The following is an 18,866-nucleotide window of genomic DNA, read 5'->3' as shown; positions in this document are numbered from 1 at the left end:
CTCAAGAGGTGAACAGCTTTTTTTAAATTGAAATTTTGTAGAGATTTATGAATCTCCACAGTACTGTTGAAAATTTAGTCTTCTATTTGTGACATTTTCTTTGCAAGTGAACGTTCCTTAAGGAATGGGCGAGCAAAGATGAGATAAGCCGCTAAATGAGCGAAAAGAACATTAATCGCGAAAAGAGTAATAAAGAGTGTATGTGCTACTGGAGTCATACCGCCACCAATGTAGAAAATAAGTAGCGCCCAGATTGCCACAATAAACGGTGTGTGTAAGAAAGCAAGCTTCTTATAATCCTGCCACAGAAACAACGGTGTAGCCGTGATAACGAAAAGATAGACCATATAGACATCCATAGTTAACAACTCCTTTTTATGATACCGCTTACAAACTAAACTTATGTCGAAATAAAGAATAATTTGTGAATGTTTTGTTACAATTAGTATACCACAATTGTTCGAAAATTCTACACATATTTGAGATTTTTTCAGGATAACTTTATGATTTAGAAAGATAAAGAGGAAAGAAGGTGCATGATGAAGAGATTCATCTTACTTATCATATGGCTTGGGTTTATACTGTATTCAGTTTTTCTAGCGCCAGAAGGAAATGGTCCTTATCTTTCTGAATTATTAACGATGAATCAACCCGATCCCAGTTTGCTTGCCATGTTTTCACTACTCGGAGTATTTCCTGCTGTTTTTGCTGTATTGCTGTTACGGAGCGACCGTGGTTCAATACCAGCATGGCCATTTGTACTTGGTTCATTTGTAGCTGGGGCATTTAGCTTAATGCCATATTTTATTTTAAATAAGAAGAAGGATGCCCCCAATCGAACGCCAGATAAGTTGAGGATATTACTTCAATCTCGTGGTCTTTCCCTTGTCCTTATTATGATAGCTCTTGGTTTAATGATTTACGGACTAGTGGCTGGAGATGCTTCTATTTATCAAAAAGCTTTTCTAGAATCGAATTTTGTTCATGTGATGACGATCGATTTTCTAGTTTTAACAGGACTCTCTATTCTGGCTTTACGTGAACGCGACCATGTGTCAGGAATACATGGTGTTCTACCGATTATTGTTCCACTCATGATTGTAATAAAAGGAAAACATTAAAATAGGAGGCTTAACATGCGAAGATTAGAAAAAAGCGAAGTAATTGATGCCGTACGACTTTCAGAATATGCTTTTCAATATAAAGTTCCTGATAAAGATTTAGAAGAAAAAATTAGGGGCTATAGTCAACATGAAATATGGGGAGATTTTGAAGGCGACGAGCTTGCCGCTAAGCTTCATTTAATTGATTTTGAAACAAGGATTGCTGGGAAAAAGTTCGCTATGGGCGGTATTGCGTCGGTTGCAACATACCCTGAGCATAGAAGAGGTGGGAGAGTAGCACGTTTACTACAAAACGCCCTATTGGAAATGAAGAATAGAGGACAAACAATCTCTTTTCTCCATCCTTTCCAAATTCCCTTTTACCGTAAGTTTGGTTTTGAAGTTCTGAATGACTGGAAAAAGTTAAATTTTAAGAAGGAAGATTTCAAACTGTTACCACGTGTAAATGGTAAAGTTCGACGAATTGCACTAGAACACGTTTACGAAACGCTTAATCCAGTATATGAAGAATTTGCTAATCGATTTAATGGCATGCTTGTTCGAACGGAAAGCTGGTGGCGGGAACGGGTATATTCAGAAGGATTTCAGTTTGCGGGATATCGAAACGAAGAAGGCAGATTAACAGGATATGTGTACTATCAAGTAAAAGATCGTTCGATTGAGGTAGAGGAATTGGTTTGTTTGGATGGTGAGGCGAGACGAGGGCTTTGGAATTATATCTGTCAGCATGATTCCATGATTGATGATGGAACACTTCTGACGAATGTAGCCGATCAACTTCCTTTCTTGCTAAATAATCCTAAAGTGAAAACAATAGTTGAAGCCTATTTCATGGCACGAATCGTAGACGTAGAGAACTTTCTAAAACAGTATCCATTCAAGTTAGATAAGAATGAATCATTCTTTCTACATATTACAGATGAACATGCACAATGGAATAATGGGAGCTATCATATTAGCGCGGAGGGAGTTAATGTGTACAAGGGAGATAAAGAAAATGCCGCTTGTACGCATCCACCTAAACGTGGACTACGATGTAATATTAATACGTTGACAGCCCTTCTAACTGGCTATCAGATGCCGGAATTGCTTTATGAAGCAGGTTTACTGCAAGGATCAGAGAAGGAAGTAGCCATTCTGCAAAAAACAATACCGAACAGAGAAACGAATTTTATGGATTTCTTCTAATAAGTCCACCTTGGCCTGCTGCTTTCTCAATTGTTGAGGTAAATGAATTAATAATCGCTTTTGTTTAATTGAACCGTTTTTCATTAAAAAATCCCCTCTTTCAAATAATGAAAGAGGGGATTTTTTTGTTGATCTTCCTATGGACCGGATTTTTAAATTGATAATGTGCGAATCTTATCATCTTATTCCGTTTTAACTGTTCGTAATCTATATATCAGTTTGTTTGCATGTTTTTTACGTTAAAGCTCAAGCGGCTTCATTCTATAGGAATAAGGGTATGCTTCTTAATTAAGAATAGGAAACAAAGAGTGGTCGACCAACTGAGATTATTGGAAATATGCGAAGGCTTTTTTATCGGAAGCGCTTTGGAAGTCACAAGTTCAATAGAAAACAACATGAGAGGCGAGAAAACAATGACACGAATAGGAATTGGCTTTATCATCATTGCACTCATTGGATCAATCAGTTTGGTAAGTGCAAAAGGATGGCCTTCATCAAATAATAGTGCATCAGAAGAGAGTGAGTGGGTCGGATCTTGGACAGCAAGCATGCAGGCGCCTGCTCAGGATGGAAACTCGCATGAAGGTTTTAAGGATCAAACAATCCGCTTAATACTTCGTCCCCATATGGATGGAGATCAAATGCGTATTCGACTATCTAATGAATTTGGTTCATTACCTTTATCTATGAAAGAAGTAAGGGTTGCTGTCTCCAAAGAAGGTGCGAGCGTAGACGGCGAGACAGATCAAGTTATCACGTTTAACGGAGAGAAATCCGTTACAATTCCTCCAGGTGAAAAGCAGTATAGCGATTCGATTGAATTCCCTGTTGGTGCGGATCAGAATCTTGCTGTCAGTTTATCAGTAGATGGTGAGACTGGACCTACAACATGGCATCAGCGTTCAAACCAAACGGTGTACATGTCGGAGGAAGGGAATCATGCTGGGGATACGGAAGGTACATCATACACTTCAAAAGAAGAAGCCTGGTTCTGGCTAGATCGATTAGAGGTGGTTTCAAATAATTCAGTAGATGGTGCACTCGTCATAATGGGGAGTTCAATAGCGAATGGCAATTATTCAACTATGAATGCGAATAACAGATGGCCAGACTATCTTGCCAATCGAATGAATGAAGAAGAAGCTCAAGTGAACATGTCTGTCTTGAATGCAGGGGTATCTGCGAATCATTTAATTAATAGCGAAGAAGGAAAAGGCGAGAACGCATTAGCTAGATTAGATCGAGATGTTTTAAGCCAGGAAGGGATAAAAGCGGTTCTATTGCACGAAGGTATAAATGATTTAAGACACTATCCTGAATATGATTCAGAGAAAATCATTGATCGAATGAAAGCAATTATTAAAGCAACTCATGAAAAGGGTCTTGATATTTATGGAGGGACGTTAACACCATATAAAGATTCCGATATGTATACAGAAGAAGGGGAGAAAACACGTCAGGAAGTTAACGAATGGATCCGGACAAGCGGAGCCTTCGATGATGTAATTGATTTTGATAAAGCATTGAGAGATCCTAACGATCCTGCGAAATATCTCTCGAAGTACGATTCTGGAGATCATTTGCACCCAAATGATGAAGGGTACGAGAAGATGGCAGATACGGTTGATCTATCGATGCTTGAATGAATTAGGACTTTTTATCTAAGTTAACATAAATAGTTAACGCCATTGACAATAACTTGAATAATTGATATTTTTATTAAAATATATTTTCTTATCCAGAGAGGTGGAGGGACTGGCCCTTTGAAACCTCAGCAACAGGTCCATCGGATACTGTGCTAACTCCAGCGGGTGATAAACCTGATAGATGAGAGCCTTCGGTTTTATTTTGTCAGCAACGCACTCATTTTGGGTGCGTTTTTTTGTTTTCTGGATGGAAAAGTAAGGAGAAATAAGATGGAAAGCAAGCATGGTTTTCAAAGGGAAATGAAGTCAAGACATGTGGTGATGCTCTCACTAGGAGGGGTCATAGGTACAGGGTTGTTTCTAAGCTCTGGTTATACGATCCAGCAAGCTGGTCCTATTGGAACGATACTCTCTTACTTGGTTGGAGCATTGGTGGTTTACCTTGTAATGCTATGTTTGGGAGAGCTTTCGGTACATATGCCTGAAACAGGTGCTTTTCATAGCTATGCCGCTAAATATATTGGAGGAGGAACCGGTTATACGGTTGCGTGGTTGTATTGGCTAACCTGGACAGTAGCGCTAGGGTCTGAGTTTACAGCGGCTGGAATGTTAATGCAGCGATGGTTTCCGTTCATCAGCGTATGGGTATGGAGCGCGTTGTTTGCAGGCGTGATCTTTGTTGTTAACGTCTTAACAGTTAAATTTTTTGCAGAAACGGAATTTTGGTTTGCTTTAGTAAAAGTGTTGGCGATCGTGCTGTTTATTATCATAGGTGCAGCGTCCATCGTAGGGTTTATTCCAATGGACTCTGGAACAAACGCTTCATTATTCTCGAACTTTACAGATGAAGGAATTTTTCCAAATGGGGCATTCGCCATTTTAATGACGATGCTGGCAGTGAATTTTGCTTTTTCTGGTACAGAACTTATTGGTATTGCAGCGGGAGAAACATCAGATCCTGAACAAACCATCCCAAGGGCTATTCGCACAACATTAATTCGGTTAATTCTATTCTTTGTCGGTTCAATTTTTATCTTATCAGCTCTTCTACCCGCTTCGGAAGCAGGAGTGTTAGAAAGTCCGTTTGTAGCTGTGCTCGAACGAATTGGTGTTCCATTTGCAGCTGATATTATGAATTTTGTTATCCTAACGGCCATTCTATCGGCTGCAAACTCAGGGTTATATGCTTCATCAAGAATGCTCTGGTCACTTTCGAACAAGCAAACGATATCACCTGTTTTTGCTAAGCTCAACAAAAATGGTGTCCCTCTTAACGCTGTGATTTTTAGTATGGTGGGTGGAGCACTTGCGTTATTTTCAAGTATTATTGCACCAGATACTGTTTATGTTGTTCTAGTCTCTATTTCTGGACTTGCCGTTGTTGTCGTATGGATGAGTATTAGCGTCTCACAGTTTCTTTTTAGAAAGAGGTACTTAAAAGAAGGAAATTCATTGAAAGAGCTCGGTTATCGCACACCTTTTTATCCTGTTGTTCCAGCTCTAGCTTTCTTACTATGTCTTGCTTCACTGATAGGCATTGCTTTTGATCCTACCCAGCGAGTAGCGCTTTATTGTGGAATACCGTTCATTGCGCTGTGCTATGGAAGTTATTATTTAACAAAACGAGTAAAGAAAAGGGGGATAATTGATGCTACAAAAACACAATCCTATTAATGCTATTTTAGAAGATTTTAATATTGTGATATTGGACGGGGCTCTTGCGACAGAGCTTGAAAAATATGGGTGCGACTTAAATGATCCGCTATGGTCTGCTCGCGTCTTGCTTGAAAATCCAGAGCTCATCTATCAGGTTCATTTAGATTATTTTCGAGCAGGGGCTGACTGTGGGATAACATCAAGTTATCAGGCTACGATCGAGGGGCTGAAATCTCGAGGTCTGAATGAAGAGGAAGCAGTAGAACTAATTAAGAAAACCGTCCTTCTTGCCCGTAAAGCACGCGACGATTTCTGGGAACGAGAGGCTCATTTGAATCGTCCCAAACCTTTTATTGCCGCTTCCGTAGGCCCATATGGCGCATACCTGGCTGATGGATCTGAGTATCGAGGCGATTATCACGTTAGCGATGAGATGCTTATCGCATTTCATCGACCAAGAATAGAAGCATTGATCAGTGCAGGAGCTGATATAGTAGCTTTTGAAACAATTCCATCTTTTCAAGAAGCGAAAGTTTTAGGATCATTGATACAAGAGTTTCCTGATACTCATGCCTGGCTGTCATTCACCATTCAAAATGAAGAAAAAATTAGCGATGGTACTGCTTTAAAAGAATGTTCCAGATATTTTGAGGAGAACGAACAAATAGCTGCGATTGGTATCAACTGTGCTTCTCCATCGTTTGTGACAAGAGTGGTAAAGGAGATAGCTGGTCAAACGGATAAGCCAATTATTGTCTATCCAAACTCTGGAGAAGTCTATGAATCGAATTCAAAAACGTGGCAGGGGAATGAAACGTGTGATGAGATCGTAGATGGATCAAAAGAATGGTTTCAAGCAGGAGCGCGGTTAATTGGAGGATGCTGTCGTACAAGTCCGGAAGAGATCGAACGACTTTATGGAAAGTGGAGAGGTTGAACTTTTTTTCATAATGAAATAAAAGTCGGTCAGAGTGGCTTAATGACCGACTTTTACTTAATAAATTTAGCTTAAAACGGATTCGTCGCCCACTGCAATGACTGCTTGATGAAAATGCGAGGGTGCAATTTCAACTGGCCAACCATATATTCAGCGAGATCTTCAGGTTGCATATACTTTTCCTTATCCTGTTCGTCGAGCTTGTTGCCGAAGACGAGTTCAGTAGCAACAAGGCTTGGATTTAGTGTGAAGACGCGTATATTATTTCGGCGAACTTCTTGCATGAGGGCTTCGGTCATGCCCTGGATGGCAAACTTAGAAGCACTATAAGATGTTGAGCCAGCTGTTCCTTTTAGGCCGCTACTTGACGAGATTGTGATAATATCACCGCTATCATTATCGATCATTTGGGGAAGAACAGCCCGCGTTACATGATACGTCCCGTAAACATTTACTTCGAGAGTTTCCTTCCAGTCATCGGGCTCCATTTCTAAGAATGAGCCATATCGCCCCATACCAGCATTATTGATCAGAATATCTGCCGAGCCGAGGTCGTTTTTTAAGTGATCAACGGCTTTATTAACTTCATCAATCTCTGCAATGTTAGCAGGAGCAACAACGGCTTTAATACCGTAAGATTCTGCTTCCGCAGCGACTTCTTTTAGCTTGCTTTCTGTTCTGGCAATCAAGCCAACATGAACCCCTTCACTTGCAAGTTGAAGAGCCGTCGCACGTCCAATACCGCTACTCGCCCCAGTAATATATGCGATTTTGCCTTTAATGGATTGTCCCATAATTGATCATCCTTTCTTCACGTCTCTATCTAATAGTCTAAAGCTAGCATACCCAGAATTCAAAAATAAGCAATCGCTTACTCAACTTCATAAAAGCATCCGTATGTTTAACTATAGTCCTTAACGGTTACAGTTACTGTGGAAGCAGAGATAAGCTAAATGATATAAATCGATTAAACATAAAAAGGAGTTTTACATCATGCGTAACCAATTAAAACATTACATTAACGGCGAATGGGTTGAATCTACAGGTTCAGAAACACATGACGTAATCAATCCAGCAACAGAAGAAGTCATCGGCAAGATTAGTTTGGGAACGAAAGAAGATTTGGATAAAGCAGTTAAAGCAGCTCGTGCGGCATTCCCTTCTTTTTCTCAAACAAGTCGAGAAGAACGTGTGAAAATGCTTGAAGATATCGCGGCAGAATACGCGAACCGTAAAGAAGAAATTATTGACGTGATTACACAAGAACTAGGTTCTCCTCGATCCATTTCAGAGAAAGTTCATTACAATATGGGCTATCAACATTTCTCTGAAGCAGCGAAAGCACTGAAAGAGTATTCTTTCTCAGAAGATCGTGGCGATCATACAATCTTTAAAGAAGCAGTTGGTGTAAGTGGCCTTATTACACCTTGGAACTTCCCGACAAACCAATCGTCTACTAAGATTGCGAGTGCATTTGCAGCAGGTAGTCCAGTTGTCTTAAAACCAGCTGAGATCACACCATTTGCTGCAATTATTTTAACAGAGATCTTTGATAAAGTTGGCGTACCTAAAGGCGTATTTAACCTTGTGAACGGTACAGGCGAAACGATCGGTGACGGCATTAGCTCACACCCTGATATCGATTTTGTTTCGTTTACAGGATCAGCAGGCGTTGGTGAAAAAGTAATGAAAAACGCGGCAGAAACAATCAAGACAGTGGCACTTGAACTTGGAGGTAAATCTCCATTTGTCATGCTTGAAGATGCGGACATTACAAAAGCTGCTAAAGCTGCTGTAAGCCACATTGCAACAAACTCTGGTCAAGTATGTTCAGCTGGTACTAGAATGATTGTTCCTGCTTCTAGAAAAGAAGAATTTGAAGAAGCGGTAAAAAATGTTCTTCCTGAATTCCCAGTTGGCGATCCGAATGGAAATAACTATGTAGGACCACTTGTTTCTGAAAAGCAGTGGAATACCGTGCAGTCTTATATTCAAAAAGGAATTGACGAAGGCGCGACACTCATCGCAGGTGGAACTGGTAAGCCAGAAGGTCTTGAAAAGGGCTATTACGCACAACCAACTATCTTTACAGACGTGAAGAATGACATGGTCATTGCGCAAGAAGAGATCTTTGGACCAGTTATGTCGATCATCACATATGAAACAATTGATGAAGCGATCGAAATTGCAAATGACGTTGTATATGGCCTGGCAGGTTATGTCTTTGGTGAAGATAAAGAAACGCTTCGCAAAGTTGCAACAAGCATCCGTGCTGGACGAATTAAAGTGAACAATGCAGATATGGACTTTGCAGCACCATTTGGTGGTTACAAGCAATCCGGTATCGGACGCGAGTGGGGAGACTTCGGAATTGAAGAGTACCTTGAAACGAAAGCCGTACTAGGATTCCCTTCTTAAGTGAATTTGATAAATTATGAAAGAGAGCAGTTGCCATAATGGCAGCTGCTCTTTTTTTAGTAGGGTTGTAGTTAAAAGTAGCGGAAATCACTTATTAAGGTCTGTAAAGAAACAACAAAACCTTTTAATTTTGCTCACAACTCCATGTTAGACGTAAGAAATGATAAATTAGTTTTGTATGAATTTAGGAGGTGCGAGATGTTTCTCTTTTTTCTTATCGTAGCGAGCAGCGTAGTTGGACTTATATTGTTGCCATTGAATGAGATCGGACTCATCATTGGATTTGGTATTATCGTAGGTTGCTTGCTCCGAGGGCTTTATTTGCTTCATGAAATTAATCGTAAGCTTGATCGGGAAAAGATGTAATAGTCTGTAAACTATTCTTTTAAATGGAATCGACTATAAAGGTGCTAAGTTTTTATTAATCCAAGAGTTAGAGATGTCCATTAGAAAGAGTTTAATCTTTGGCACGCAAATTGGAATGGCTGATTTTTCAACGTTAGAGAGAATGTATTTCCAATGGCTAGGATCAGCTAGTTTATATGGTAACTGCGGAAAAGTATTTGGCGTAGTATGAAAGAGGCTGGGACATAAATAGCCTAAATTACTGAAAAAAAGGTCCCGTTCATCGGTTTTTGATGAACGGGACCTTTTTTGGCGTGTTTGTTCCTATTCTTTTTAGCTTTGTCGGTAATCTTGGCGGTGTACTTTCTCAAGTTCACCGCCATGAGCGCAAAGCCTAATTCATTTTTGACTTTTTCTTTGCCCCTAACGGACATTCGAGTAAAACCCAAATTAGCCTTCAGAAATCCAAAAACTGGTTCTACGTCAATTTTCCGTTGACCGTAGATTTTTCCCGTTTTTTCTTCTGAAAGCAGTTCTCGAATGATTTTCTTTTGCTCTTCCCATTGGGCATTATAATAGATCTTTCGATTGTTCCCTTCCTGCGCTTTGGTACACTGCGAACGAAGAGGACAATCTGAACAGTCATCACATTCATAAACCCTGAATTCCCGTGTGAAACCTCCACGATCGGTGCGATGAGAGAGGTGACGGAACATCAACTGTTGTCCGTTCGGACATATGAACGAATCCCTTTCCTCGTTGTAGGCCCAGTTGGCTGTGTTGAATTCATTCTGCTTGAAACGCTTCTTTTTCTCGGTGCGATAGGTACTGTATGTTATCAGTGGCTTGCGCTCACGATTCTTCAAAATATCCTTATAATTTTCTTCGCTTCCATAACCGGCATCGGCGACGATATAGTCAGGGAGTGTAAAAAAGTCGTTCTCGATATGGTCGAGAAAGGGACGTAATGTACGTGTATCCGTCGGGTTTGGAAAGATATCGTAAGCGAGCGTATATTGTCCTTCTGTCGCAATTTGGAGATTGTAACCAGCTTTTAATTGCCCGTTTTTCATGTGATCTTCTTTCATGCGCATGAAAGTGGCATCGTGATCAGTCTTCGAATAACTGTTGCGTTCTTCGAAAATGGCCATGTCGGTCTCGTATTTCTGTTTGCGCCCTACGATATCTTTCAACTGCTTGAGGGATTGCTTCGGCCCTTTTCGCTCGGACCGAAGTTTTTTTCGCTCGTTTACCTCTTCACTGGCGTCAATCTTCTCACTCAATTCCTCCACCTTATCTTCCAGCTTTTCTTCGATTTTTAAAAGCTCTTCAATGGAGAGTTGTTCCGGATTTTCTCGCTTGATCTCAGGAATGATTTCGTTTTCAACCAACTCATCATACATTTGGTTCGATTTTTCGATCAGACTGGCACTATACCTTTCAACAGACTTGCGCCAAACAAACGTAAATTTATTGGCGTTCGCCTCAATTTTGGTTCCATCAATAAAAATCGCTTCCTGATCAATCGCCTCTTCTTTAACCAAATGACATCGAAACTGAACGAAGCACTCGCGAAGAAGCTCCATAGCTTCGGGATGGACACGGAAGCGATTGATCGTACGGTAACTCGGTTCATAACCTTGAGACAACCACATCATGCGAACGCTATCGTAAAGAAGGGCTTCAATCTTTCTTCCTGAAAAAACCGATTGCGTGTACGCACATAGAATCACTTTCATCATCATACGTGGATGATAAGAGGGACATCCTGTATCGCGTAAAAAACGTGAGAAAGCTTCATCTGGAATCTGTTCGACCAGGTCGTGAACGGCATAGGCAATATCATTTTCTTGAAGTTTCATTCCTAAATCCATAGGTAAAATCACTTGATTCATGTTATACTCTTTAAACATAAGGGCACCTCCGATGGTTATTGTGTGGTAACTTTAATTTTATCAGATGGTGTCCTTATTTTCTTATTAATATGAGATGAAAAACATAAAAAGAGTGGCCCGCGAACAACTACGTTGTTCGCGGGCCACTCTTTTTTTAATTTACCGGGTTTTGTCCCAGCCTCTTTCAATCATCTACATAGCTTCATGTTTTTCTTCTAAATTATTCTTCGCTGAAGAACGTTTAATTAAGCCAGTCCCTACAAATACAGCAATTAGTATCGCAGCAACGATCACAAGGAATAGAACGTTAGAAGATAGCAGTTCAATCAAGCCACCGAGAAGGAGTCCAACTACACCGAAATCTGAATCTCCGAACGTCGTTCCTTGAAATCCAAGTGAACCAAGCACTGGCAGAAGTAGTGCTGGTAAGAAACTGATGATTACACCATTAGCCATCGAGCCAAATACTGCTCCTTTACGCCCGCCAGTCGCATTACCGAATACGCCAGCTGCGGCACCGGTAAAGAAGTGAGGCACAAGACCTGGGACAATCACTTTTAGACCTAAGATCGGTAGAAGGAACATGCTGAGAAGTCCTGCGACAAAGCTAAAGAAGAAACCGATGATGACCGCATTGTTTGCGAATGGGAACACAGATGGAGCATCAAGTGCTGGAATCGCATTTGGTACGATTTTATCTGCAATTCCTTTAAAGGCTGGCACGATCTCAGATAGGAGCATTCTTACACCCGCTAAAATGATGTACACTCCAGCTGCAAACGTTAACGCTTGCATAAATGAGAAGACTAAGAAGTTTGTTCCACCGCTTAGCTCGGATTCGATGAACGCAGGCCCTGTGAAAAGAGCGACTACGAAGAAGAGAATCGCCATCGTAAGAGAAACGGATACAGATGTGTCTCGCAAGAAATTAAAAGACTTAGGTACTTTAATTTCCTCAGTAGATTTAGAGTTTTTACCAACTGCTTTTCCGACAGCAGCTGCGATTAGATAACCGAATGAGCCAAAGTGGCCGATCGCGAAATCATCGCTACCTGTAATTTTTCTTGTGTAAGGTTGCAGTAAGGCAGGTAAGAGAACCATCAGAGAACCAAGAATAATTGAACCAGTGACGATCATTGTTACGCCGCTAAAGCCACCAGTTGAAAGAATAACAGCAATCAGACATGCCATGAACATGGTGTGATGACCAGTTAAGAAGATATACTTAAAAGGGGTAATGCGTGCTAGAAGAATGTTTGCTACCATTCCGAAAAGCATAATCATCGCTGTTTCTGCGCCGAACGCATCCTGTGCTAATGCAACAATCGCCTCATTATTCGGAATGATTCCTTGAATTTCAAAAGCGTGATCAAACATACTACTAAAGTTATCAAGGGAGGCGACAAGCACGCCAGCGCCTGCCCCCAGAATGACAAATCCCATGATCGTTTTTAATGTTCCTGATATAACATTTGCGACGTCTTTCTTTTGAAGAAGGAGACCAATAAGGGCAAATAACCCTACAAGAATCGCCGGTGTTCCTAGAATATCTTTCATTATAAGATCGACCATGATGTTATGCCCCTTTCAAATTTGCTTCAATCGCCGTCCTTAGTTCCTTTTTATCCATCAAATTATTTAGCTTAATGACATTTCGCTTGCCGTCTTCTAGATTTTCAACAATCTCTGTTGAGCCTAAGAAGTAATCGGCGTTTTCAGATTTACTAGTTGTGAGATCTGTATGATCAACCTCAGCTTCAATTCCAAGCTCGTTTAGAATACTTTTCACGTTCATTTCTACGATAAAGCTGCTTCCTAGTCCATTACCACATACAACAAGAATTTTTTTCATTTTTATTCTCTCCCTTAGTTTGAGTATTTTGATACGAGTTTAATAATTTCTTCTTTTTCCTCTGCACCATAAATCATTTCTAGGTTTTCTTCTTCTGACAGCAGCTCCGAAAGTTGAGCAAGAGCTTTTAGGTGCGTTTCGTTATCTACTGCAGCGAGTACGATTAACAACTTTACCTGATGCTTTTCTTTAGATGAAAAGGGAACCTCTTGATCTAATCGAAGCAAGCTCATACCAACCGTATTCACACCTTCTTCTGGACGGGCATGAGGAATAGCGATTCCTGGAGCGATGACTACATAAGGCCCCAAATCTTCTACATTTTTGATCATGGCATCGATATAAGAAGAGGTGATTTGCTCTGTCGCAAGGAGCGGCAGAGCTGCTGTTTTGATCGCTTCTTTCCAATCTGCTGTCTGCGTAGCAAATTGAATGGTTTCTTCATGTAGTAAGTCATTTAACATAGGTCGTTCAAACCTTTCTATTGATAAGCTGGTTGGTGATGGAGCAAATAACTGATGTAATTCATTTCTTAGTTCTTTCTCATTCGTAATCGTGCCATGTTTTTTCATGATTTCAACGATCACATCTGGGTTCAAGTCAGTTTCTTCATGAGAAGTTGTTTGTACTTCCTCCATCCAATGAAGGATTTTCTCTTTTCCCTGCTGTGTCAAAATGGGATTCACCGTTAAGACAGGTAACGTGTCATGTTCCAATGATGATGTTGAGAAGACATAATCCACGTCGTAGTGGTTTTGTATGAATTGTCTTCTTGATACTGTCCCGATGACTTCCACATTTGTGAGAAGCTTTTCAAGCTGTCCTCTTAAAATATTTGATGTACCAATTCCTTTTTCACAAACGATAATCGCTTTTCCGAACGTCACTTCCGGAAGCTCTTCCTTCTGCATCCATGCTCCAAAGTGCATCGCTAGATAAGCGAGCTCATCATCTGGTAGCTTTTGAGACATCATCAATTCGATCGGCCAAACGGCACGTTTCGTAATGGAAAAGACATCTGGATATTCCTGTTGTACCGACTCTGTTAGTTCGTTTGTAATTGGAACATGATATTTCAATCGATAGTACGTTGGTTTAAGGTGAAGAAAAAGAGCTTCCTCTAGTTCATTGCGCTGTTCGAATAAGACACAAGCGTAAACTTGAAATTCATTAACGATCTCTCTAACAACTTTTCTAAGCTTGTTACTTTCAAGACTACCAACAGTGCCTACTTCAGAATAATTGACCCTTGAGCCAAGAAGGTGCATCGTGATAAAACCTATCTCATCCATTGATAGTGAGAGTTTGAATTGAACTTCTAATTCTTTTGCAATGCTCTTTGCTGCTTCAAATTCTCTCGTTGAACAAACAGCGTGTTTTTCATCTGGATCGAGCTGGATGCGATGCTCGCCTTTCAAACGTTGAAGAAGAACGACAAGCTGAATGGCTAGAACATGGATCGTATCGTCCGTTAGCTCTACTTTTAGAATCGGCTCCGCATTCATGATGATTTGCTTCATCGGTATGAGGTGCGAATAGGTGTGTTCATCACCGTTCTTTAAGAGCGGATAAAGAAAGTTCGTCATTTCGGTTAATTGTCCGTTGGTGAGAACCTCGGACAGAAAACGACTCAATATTCTCCGCTTGTTTTCCTCTTTACCTTCCACAACATAGCCGGTTGTTCTTTCAAATTGTAAAGTTAATGTTTCCTCGGCCAGAACTTTTTTCACAAGCTTTAAGTCCTTAGCGACTGTGCCGCGACTTACTTGAGTACGTTCCATAAAGTTCTGCATAAAGACTGGTTTATCGTTTGTTAAGAGTTCAACGCCAATTAAGGTGATGCGTTCCGGTTGAGAATAGTGGTACTGCCATTCTTTTAATTCCTTCATCAATTTAGGAACGGTCTGTATGGTCTCTTCAGAGAGATAGTATCCCATTCCTTGTTTTGTTTGGATAATGGGTAGCTTGTTCTCATCTAGCCAATCGTTAATTTTTTGTAGGTCATAATGAACCGTTCGTTTTGATATTCCTAATTGGTCAATGACATGATCAACCGTAACTAACTCTGTTGCATTCACGAGCTTTGTTAGTAAAAATGTGCTTCTTTCATCAAGTGACATGGAGATCTCCAACTCCCTTACAATTGCAAAATGATACGGATGAAACAAATCATGATTTGATATTGCTAAGTATATAGGCGATAGAGTTAATATGAAAGGGTTTGCAATGTGTTGTTTTTGTATTTCGTCAATTTGCAAAAGTGAACAGATGTGGAATTGGAACGTGTTTGAAGAGAGAAGATTGAATCAATTCTTAGAAATAACCGTATATGTATGGAGTCAGTAGATTAACAAATAGGTAGGTGATATACTAACCAAAGTATTAAAAGAATCGATTCATTCTTTAGTTTTTCCACCCCCAATTTTCCTAGAACCTTTTTAGATAATAGTCTTATAACTTCGCTTTATAAGGAGATGGAATACATGAACATATCCCAAGAAAACTTTGGAACGTTAAATGGTCAGGATGTAACATTATTTAAGTTGCAAACGAAAAGTGGTTTTGAAATTTCTTGTATTGATTATGGTTGCATTATTACTCGCATTCTCAGCCCAAATAAGAATGGACAACTTGAAAATATAGTACTGGGTTATGACACCCTGGAAGAGTATCTAACTTGTTCCAATTATTTTGGAGCCGTTATTGGGAGAGTAGCTGGAAGAATTGAAGGCGGTTTCTTTGAATTAGATGGAAAAGAATTTCAATTACATAAAAACGATGCTAACAACCATCTTCATGGAGGTAGTAGAGGGTTTAATAGCGCAATTTGGAAATCCAAAGTGATTGAAAATCATCATGATGAGGGGACTATTGAATTTAAATATCATAGTGCTGATGGAGAAGAAGGTTATCCGGGCAATGTTGAAGTTGTTGTACGCTATACATTAAATAATCAAGATGAATTAACGATTCATTACAGTGCTACTTCTGACAAAGATACGATCATGAATTTAACAAACCATACTTATTTTAATTTAAGTGGGGATTTGAACGAAGATGTGTTAAATCACTCTTTAAAGTTAAAAAGCAACAAATTTCTTGAGTTAAATCACGACATGATACCGACTGGAAAACTAATAAACGTTGAGGGAACGTCTTTTGATTTTCGGGACAGGAAAAAATTGAGTGAGGGTGTGAATGATCCTCATGAGCAGAATTTATTAGTAGGCAAAGGGTATGATCATCCTTTTATTCTTGAAGATTACCCAGAAATTGAATTAAGTTCTGAAGGGCGGAAGCTGACCGTTGAAACGAGCGAGCCTTGTGTTGTTCTATATACAGGCAACAGCATAAGTGAAGGTTTCAAAATAAGAGAGGTTCCTTCAAAAAAATATTTAGGGGTATGTCTCGAGACGCAAAAACATCCCAATGCTATTAATCAACCAGAATTTCCGTCTGTTGTGCTAAGTGAAAACACACCATATGAATCAAAAACACGCTATAAATTTCAAACGAGGTAACCATAAATCCTCATCAAGTCCTTTTATATACAATGGTGTTAAAAGTACTATTTGTATCTCATATAGGATCTACCTTGATGTTATTGGAATCTTTTCTGATTCGTTATAGTTTGTCTCTCAAAACCAAGAAGCCTTTTATTCGGAGGCTCCTTGGTTTTTTTCATAAAAAAATGTTTCGATTCATTTGAACTGGGAAATTAAGGTATAGGTGAAAGAAACTGGTGATTCAAAAGACCATCAGGTAGTTCCATACATATTGCAACGTCAGATCCCTAGCCTTCTCTTGCCAAAAAAATGAATTGGAGTGTTTGGATGTTAAAGAAGTTAGCCCCACTATCGTTAGCGGCAGTTGTTTTTGTAGGTGTCCCGTTTCACACCTCTGCAAAGGAAATGAGTGCGACGGACATTCTAAAGCAGTCGAATGAAGCAATGACTGAAATCGAGAGCTATTCTACAAAAACAAATATGGAACAGTCGATTCCTCTTAAAGGTGAAACGATGTCCATTTCTAGCGAATCTGAAGCGGACATAACGCTGAAGCCTTTCGCAACGCATCAGGTTGTGACAACACAATCGCCTGAGGAAGGTGAAGTCTCACTAGAGTCTTATTGGACAGAGGAAGGTTTCTATCAGGAAGATCCTGAAAAGGGCTGGATTAAGATGCCTGAAGAACTGACGCAAGGTTTAGAAGAGCTTCAAAGCATGACGATGGTGGAAGGTCAGATGTCGCAAGCCGAAGAACTTGGTGAAGAGATGAGCGTTGAAGAAACTGGCGAAGGATTCGTTTTAACATATGAGGGCGATGGCAAGACGTTAATGGAAGCATCTATGAAGATGTTTGAAGAGAGTATGTCAGGTGAAGACTCCGGGTCAATGAAAGGACTTATGGGGCAGATGACGATTAATGATTTTAACTATGAAGTGACGATCGATAAAGAGACTTATTACATGAAGCAATTAACAATGGACATTGATATGGATATGGAAATCGAGGGAGAAAGCATGAATATGACTCAATCGATGGAAATGTCGGTAGACAACTATAACGGTGTTGATGAAATTAACGTTCCAGCTAATGTGATTGATTCGGCGAAGCCATTGGAGGGCGGACAAATGCCTGAAACGGCTACTGCCAATCCTATGCTTGCCTTAGGTGGAGCGTCTCTAGCTGTAATAGCAGGTGGCCTATTGGTTTTCAGAAGGAAAACACGTACTCAATAATCTGTTGTGAAGAACCGCAAAGCATGATGCGGTTTTTTCCCTTTCTATAGGACGAGCAATTGAGGTGGAGAAATGAACAAAGTTTATGTTGTTTTGATGTGTGCAGGTCTATTTATAGCAGCCTTCTATGGCTATGAGTGGTGGCAGTCCACGCAAGCAGTTGAGGAAGTAGCTGCTGAAGAGACGGAGCAGTGGAATACCGAAGAAGCAAGCACAGTTCAGGAAATAGAAACGACTAGTAGCCAATCAAAAGAGCAAGACGTGATAATGACTAATGAAATAAATGCTAATGAGAAGGGCGAGGAAGTTGGTCGACTAATTATCCCTGCAATTGAAAAAGGATTTACTACTTATTGGGGAACAGATGAAGAAACGTTAAGTCAAGGTGTTGGGATGTACGTAAGTCAGTATACAACGACACCTGATCAGGGCCGCCATACCGTATTAAGTGGACATCGGGACACCGTTTTCACTGGTTTGAATAATGTTCAGAAAGATGATCCAATCTTTTTTGAATTCGATGGAAAACGATATGAGTACATCGTTGTCGGAATAAAGGTTGTTGATGAGGACGACAGGACGGTTATTGTCGACAAAGAAGAGGCGACATTAACGTTAACGACGTGCTATCCTTTTGAATTCATTGGGCACGCCCCTGAACGATATGTGATTCAATCTGAACTAGTGAACGTGATGGATATGTAGGTAACCCCGCCAGATAAACGAATGAAGCATATAAAAAAGTCCTGCCGTCTAGCAGGACTTTTTTATATGCGGGAAAGGGATGTAGATGGTCGTAAACGCGGTCTGATCTCTTGGACAAGATGATCGCCTTTTCCTAATTCATTTAATTGTAATAAAGTATGCGCAATGTTTTCTTCTACTTCATACGTTAGCCCTGTGTTGTAATCAATTAGAAAATACATCTTTCCATCTTCAACTGTTCCGGATAAGAGCTCATACTTATCGTATTCAAAATGGACCTCTGTTCCGTATTGGGTCATCTCAAGATACGTTTCGAAAGGGGTGACGGGGAATACTTCTAATTTACTCATGTTCATCC

18 protein-coding genes and 1 riboswitch are annotated in these 18,866 nt (G+C 40.1%); of the genes, 11 read left to right on the top strand and 7 right to left on the bottom strand.

The annotated features are described in order from the left end of the window. Positions 1-74: 74 nt before the first annotated feature. Entirely contained in the window at positions 75-359 is a 285-nt protein-coding gene (locus AC0VYJ_RS21620; protein ID WP_194218224.1) for a spore morphogenesis/germination protein YwcE, read from the bottom strand. Between the two features lie 180 nt (positions 360-539). Between AC0VYJ_RS21620 and AC0VYJ_RS21615 the strand changes: the two genes are divergently transcribed. The 5 genes from AC0VYJ_RS21615 to mmuM all read left to right on the top strand — a co-directional run bounded on the left by AC0VYJ_RS21615 (position 540) and on the right by mmuM (position 6,551). Further along, the gene (locus AC0VYJ_RS21615; protein ID WP_475366237.1) at positions 540-1,121 is read left to right on the top strand and encodes a hypothetical protein; all 582 of its coding nucleotides are present in this window, start codon (positions 540-542) and stop codon (positions 1,119-1,121) included. Between the two features lie 15 nt (positions 1,122-1,136). Next, on the top strand, positions 1,137-2,312 hold the full coding sequence (locus tag AC0VYJ_RS21610; protein ID WP_475366236.1) for a GNAT family N-acetyltransferase: 1,176 nt from the start codon (positions 1,137-1,139) through the stop codon (positions 2,310-2,312). Between the two features lie 413 nt (positions 2,313-2,725). Further along, positions 2,726-3,958: an SGNH/GDSL hydrolase family protein gene (locus tag AC0VYJ_RS21605; protein ID WP_475366235.1), complete on the top strand. Its 1,233-nt coding sequence runs from the start codon at positions 2,726-2,728 to the stop codon at positions 3,956-3,958. A gap of 85 nt (positions 3,959-4,043) precedes the next feature. Continuing rightward, positions 4,044-4,146: riboswitch (SAM riboswitch) on the top strand. 82 nt (positions 4,147-4,228) lie between these two features. After that, a complete protein-coding gene (gene mmuP, locus AC0VYJ_RS21600; RefSeq protein WP_475366234.1) occupies positions 4,229-5,632 on the top strand; it encodes an S-methylmethionine permease in 1,404 nt (467 codons plus the stop codon). Continuing rightward, on the top strand, positions 5,607-6,551 hold the full coding sequence (gene mmuM / locus AC0VYJ_RS21595) for a homocysteine S-methyltransferase (RefSeq protein ID WP_475366233.1): 945 nt from the start codon (positions 5,607-5,609) through the stop codon (positions 6,549-6,551). The genes mmuP and mmuM overlap by 26 nt, the downstream gene beginning before the upstream one ends. 71 nt (positions 6,552-6,622) lie before the next feature. Here mmuM and AC0VYJ_RS21590 read toward each other — a convergent pair whose 3' ends face one another. Next, entirely contained in the window at positions 6,623-7,345 is a 723-nt protein-coding gene (locus tag AC0VYJ_RS21590; protein ID WP_475366232.1) for a 3-ketoacyl-ACP reductase, read from the bottom strand. 199 nt (positions 7,346-7,544) lie between these two features. Here AC0VYJ_RS21590 and AC0VYJ_RS21585 point away from each other — a divergent pair, with 199 nt between their 5' ends. The 3 genes from AC0VYJ_RS21585 to AC0VYJ_RS21575 all read left to right on the top strand — a co-directional run bounded on the left by AC0VYJ_RS21585 (position 7,545) and on the right by AC0VYJ_RS21575 (position 9,546). Then, positions 7,545-8,969, top strand: a complete 1,425-nt coding sequence (locus AC0VYJ_RS21585) for an aldehyde dehydrogenase family protein (RefSeq protein ID WP_283153259.1) — start codon at positions 7,545-7,547, stop codon at positions 8,967-8,969. 198 nt (positions 8,970-9,167) lie between these two features. After that, positions 9,168-9,335: a hypothetical protein gene (locus AC0VYJ_RS21580; protein WP_194218232.1), complete on the top strand. Its 168-nt coding sequence runs from the start codon at positions 9,168-9,170 to the stop codon at positions 9,333-9,335. Between the two features lie 73 nt (positions 9,336-9,408). After that, on the top strand, positions 9,409-9,546 hold the full coding sequence (locus tag AC0VYJ_RS21575; protein WP_475366231.1) for a hypothetical protein: 138 nt from the start codon (positions 9,409-9,411) through the stop codon (positions 9,544-9,546). A gap of 22 nt (positions 9,547-9,568) precedes the next feature. Here the strand turns inward: AC0VYJ_RS21575 and AC0VYJ_RS21570 are convergent, their stop codons facing one another. The 4 genes from AC0VYJ_RS21570 to AC0VYJ_RS21555 form a co-directional block, all read right to left on the bottom strand. Continuing rightward, positions 9,569-11,227, bottom strand: coding sequence for an IS1182 family transposase (locus AC0VYJ_RS21570; RefSeq protein WP_430247159.1), 1,659 nt, complete (start codon positions 11,225-11,227; stop codon positions 9,569-9,571). A gap of 174 nt (positions 11,228-11,401) precedes the next feature. Further along, the gene (locus AC0VYJ_RS21565) at positions 11,402-12,781 is read right to left on the bottom strand and encodes a PTS ascorbate transporter subunit IIC (RefSeq protein ID WP_475366230.1); all 1,380 of its coding nucleotides are present in this window, start codon (positions 12,779-12,781) and stop codon (positions 11,402-11,404) included. Between the two features lie 4 nt (positions 12,782-12,785). After that, positions 12,786-13,061: a PTS sugar transporter subunit IIB gene (locus AC0VYJ_RS21560; protein ID WP_160918338.1), complete on the bottom strand. Its 276-nt coding sequence runs from the start codon at positions 13,059-13,061 to the stop codon at positions 12,786-12,788. A gap of 14 nt (positions 13,062-13,075) precedes the next feature. After that, entirely contained in the window at positions 13,076-15,181 is a 2,106-nt protein-coding gene (locus tag AC0VYJ_RS21555) for a BglG family transcription antiterminator (RefSeq protein WP_475366229.1), read from the bottom strand. A 363-nt stretch (positions 15,182-15,544) separates the two neighbouring features. Here AC0VYJ_RS21555 and AC0VYJ_RS21550 point away from each other — a divergent pair, with 363 nt between their 5' ends. From AC0VYJ_RS21550 to AC0VYJ_RS21540, 3 genes are all read left to right on the top strand, one after another. Then, entirely contained in the window at positions 15,545-16,582 is a 1,038-nt protein-coding gene (locus AC0VYJ_RS21550) for an aldose epimerase family protein (RefSeq protein ID WP_475366228.1), read from the top strand. Positions 16,583-16,894: 312 nt separating this feature from the next. Beyond that, positions 16,895-17,803: a DUF6612 family protein gene (locus AC0VYJ_RS21545; protein WP_475366227.1), complete on the top strand. Its 909-nt coding sequence runs from the start codon at positions 16,895-16,897 to the stop codon at positions 17,801-17,803. A 72-nt stretch (positions 17,804-17,875) separates the two neighbouring features. Then, positions 17,876-18,508, top strand: coding sequence for a class D sortase (locus tag AC0VYJ_RS21540; RefSeq protein ID WP_475366226.1), 633 nt, complete (start codon positions 17,876-17,878; stop codon positions 18,506-18,508). A 62-nt stretch (positions 18,509-18,570) separates the two neighbouring features. Here AC0VYJ_RS21540 and AC0VYJ_RS21535 read toward each other — a convergent pair whose 3' ends face one another. Next, positions 18,571-18,858, bottom strand: coding sequence for a hypothetical protein (locus tag AC0VYJ_RS21535; protein WP_194218238.1), 288 nt, complete (start codon positions 18,856-18,858; stop codon positions 18,571-18,573). Between the last annotated feature and the right edge of the window lie 8 nt (positions 18,859-18,866).

Source organism: Anaerobacillus sp. 63XJN7_5_ISO-PGPR-S23-430, assembly GCF_056173695.1.
The sequence above is the reverse complement of the archived record's forward strand: the minus strand, read 5'-3'. Positions and strand labels throughout refer to the sequence as shown.

Coding starts and splice junctions, on each gene's coding strand:
- AC0VYJ_RS21550 (WP_475366228.1), top strand. CDS start 15,545: ATGAACATATCCCAAGAAAACTTTGGAACGTTAAATGGTCAGGATGTA.
- AC0VYJ_RS21590 (WP_475366232.1), bottom strand. CDS start 7,345: ATGGGACAATCCATTAAAGGCAAAATCGCATATATTACTGGGGCGAGT.
- AC0VYJ_RS21610 (WP_475366236.1), top strand. CDS start 1,137: ATGCGAAGATTAGAAAAAAGCGAAGTAATTGATGCCGTACGACTTTCA.
- AC0VYJ_RS21575 (WP_475366231.1), top strand. CDS start 9,409: ATGTCCATTAGAAAGAGTTTAATCTTTGGCACGCAAATTGGAATGGCT.
- AC0VYJ_RS21585 (WP_283153259.1), top strand. CDS start 7,545: ATGCGTAACCAATTAAAACATTACATTAACGGCGAATGGGTTGAATCT.
- mmuP (WP_475366234.1), top strand. CDS start 4,229: ATGGAAAGCAAGCATGGTTTTCAAAGGGAAATGAAGTCAAGACATGTG.
- AC0VYJ_RS21540 (WP_475366226.1), top strand. CDS start 17,876: ATGAACAAAGTTTATGTTGTTTTGATGTGTGCAGGTCTATTTATAGCA.
- AC0VYJ_RS21620 (WP_194218224.1), bottom strand. CDS start 359: ATGGATGTCTATATGGTCTATCTTTTCGTTATCACGGCTACACCGTTG.
- AC0VYJ_RS21580 (WP_194218232.1), top strand. CDS start 9,168: ATGTTTCTCTTTTTTCTTATCGTAGCGAGCAGCGTAGTTGGACTTATA.
- AC0VYJ_RS21555 (WP_475366229.1), bottom strand. CDS start 15,181: ATGTCACTTGATGAAAGAAGCACATTTTTACTAACAAAGCTCGTGAAT.
- AC0VYJ_RS21560 (WP_160918338.1), bottom strand. CDS start 13,061: ATGAAAAAAATTCTTGTTGTATGTGGTAATGGACTAGGAAGCAGCTTT.
- AC0VYJ_RS21545 (WP_475366227.1), top strand. CDS start 16,895: ATGTTAAAGAAGTTAGCCCCACTATCGTTAGCGGCAGTTGTTTTTGTA.
- mmuM (WP_475366233.1), top strand. CDS start 5,607: ATGCTACAAAAACACAATCCTATTAATGCTATTTTAGAAGATTTTAAT.
- AC0VYJ_RS21565 (WP_475366230.1), bottom strand. CDS start 12,781: ATGGTCGATCTTATAATGAAAGATATTCTAGGAACACCGGCGATTCTT.
- AC0VYJ_RS21570 (WP_430247159.1), bottom strand. CDS start 11,227: ATGTTTAAAGAGTATAACATGAATCAAGTGATTTTACCTATGGATTTA.
- AC0VYJ_RS21615 (WP_475366237.1), top strand. CDS start 540: ATGAAGAGATTCATCTTACTTATCATATGGCTTGGGTTTATACTGTAT.
- AC0VYJ_RS21535 (WP_194218238.1), bottom strand. CDS start 18,858: ATGAGTAAATTAGAAGTATTCCCCGTCACCCCTTTCGAAACGTATCTT.
- AC0VYJ_RS21605 (WP_475366235.1), top strand. CDS start 2,726: ATGACACGAATAGGAATTGGCTTTATCATCATTGCACTCATTGGATCA.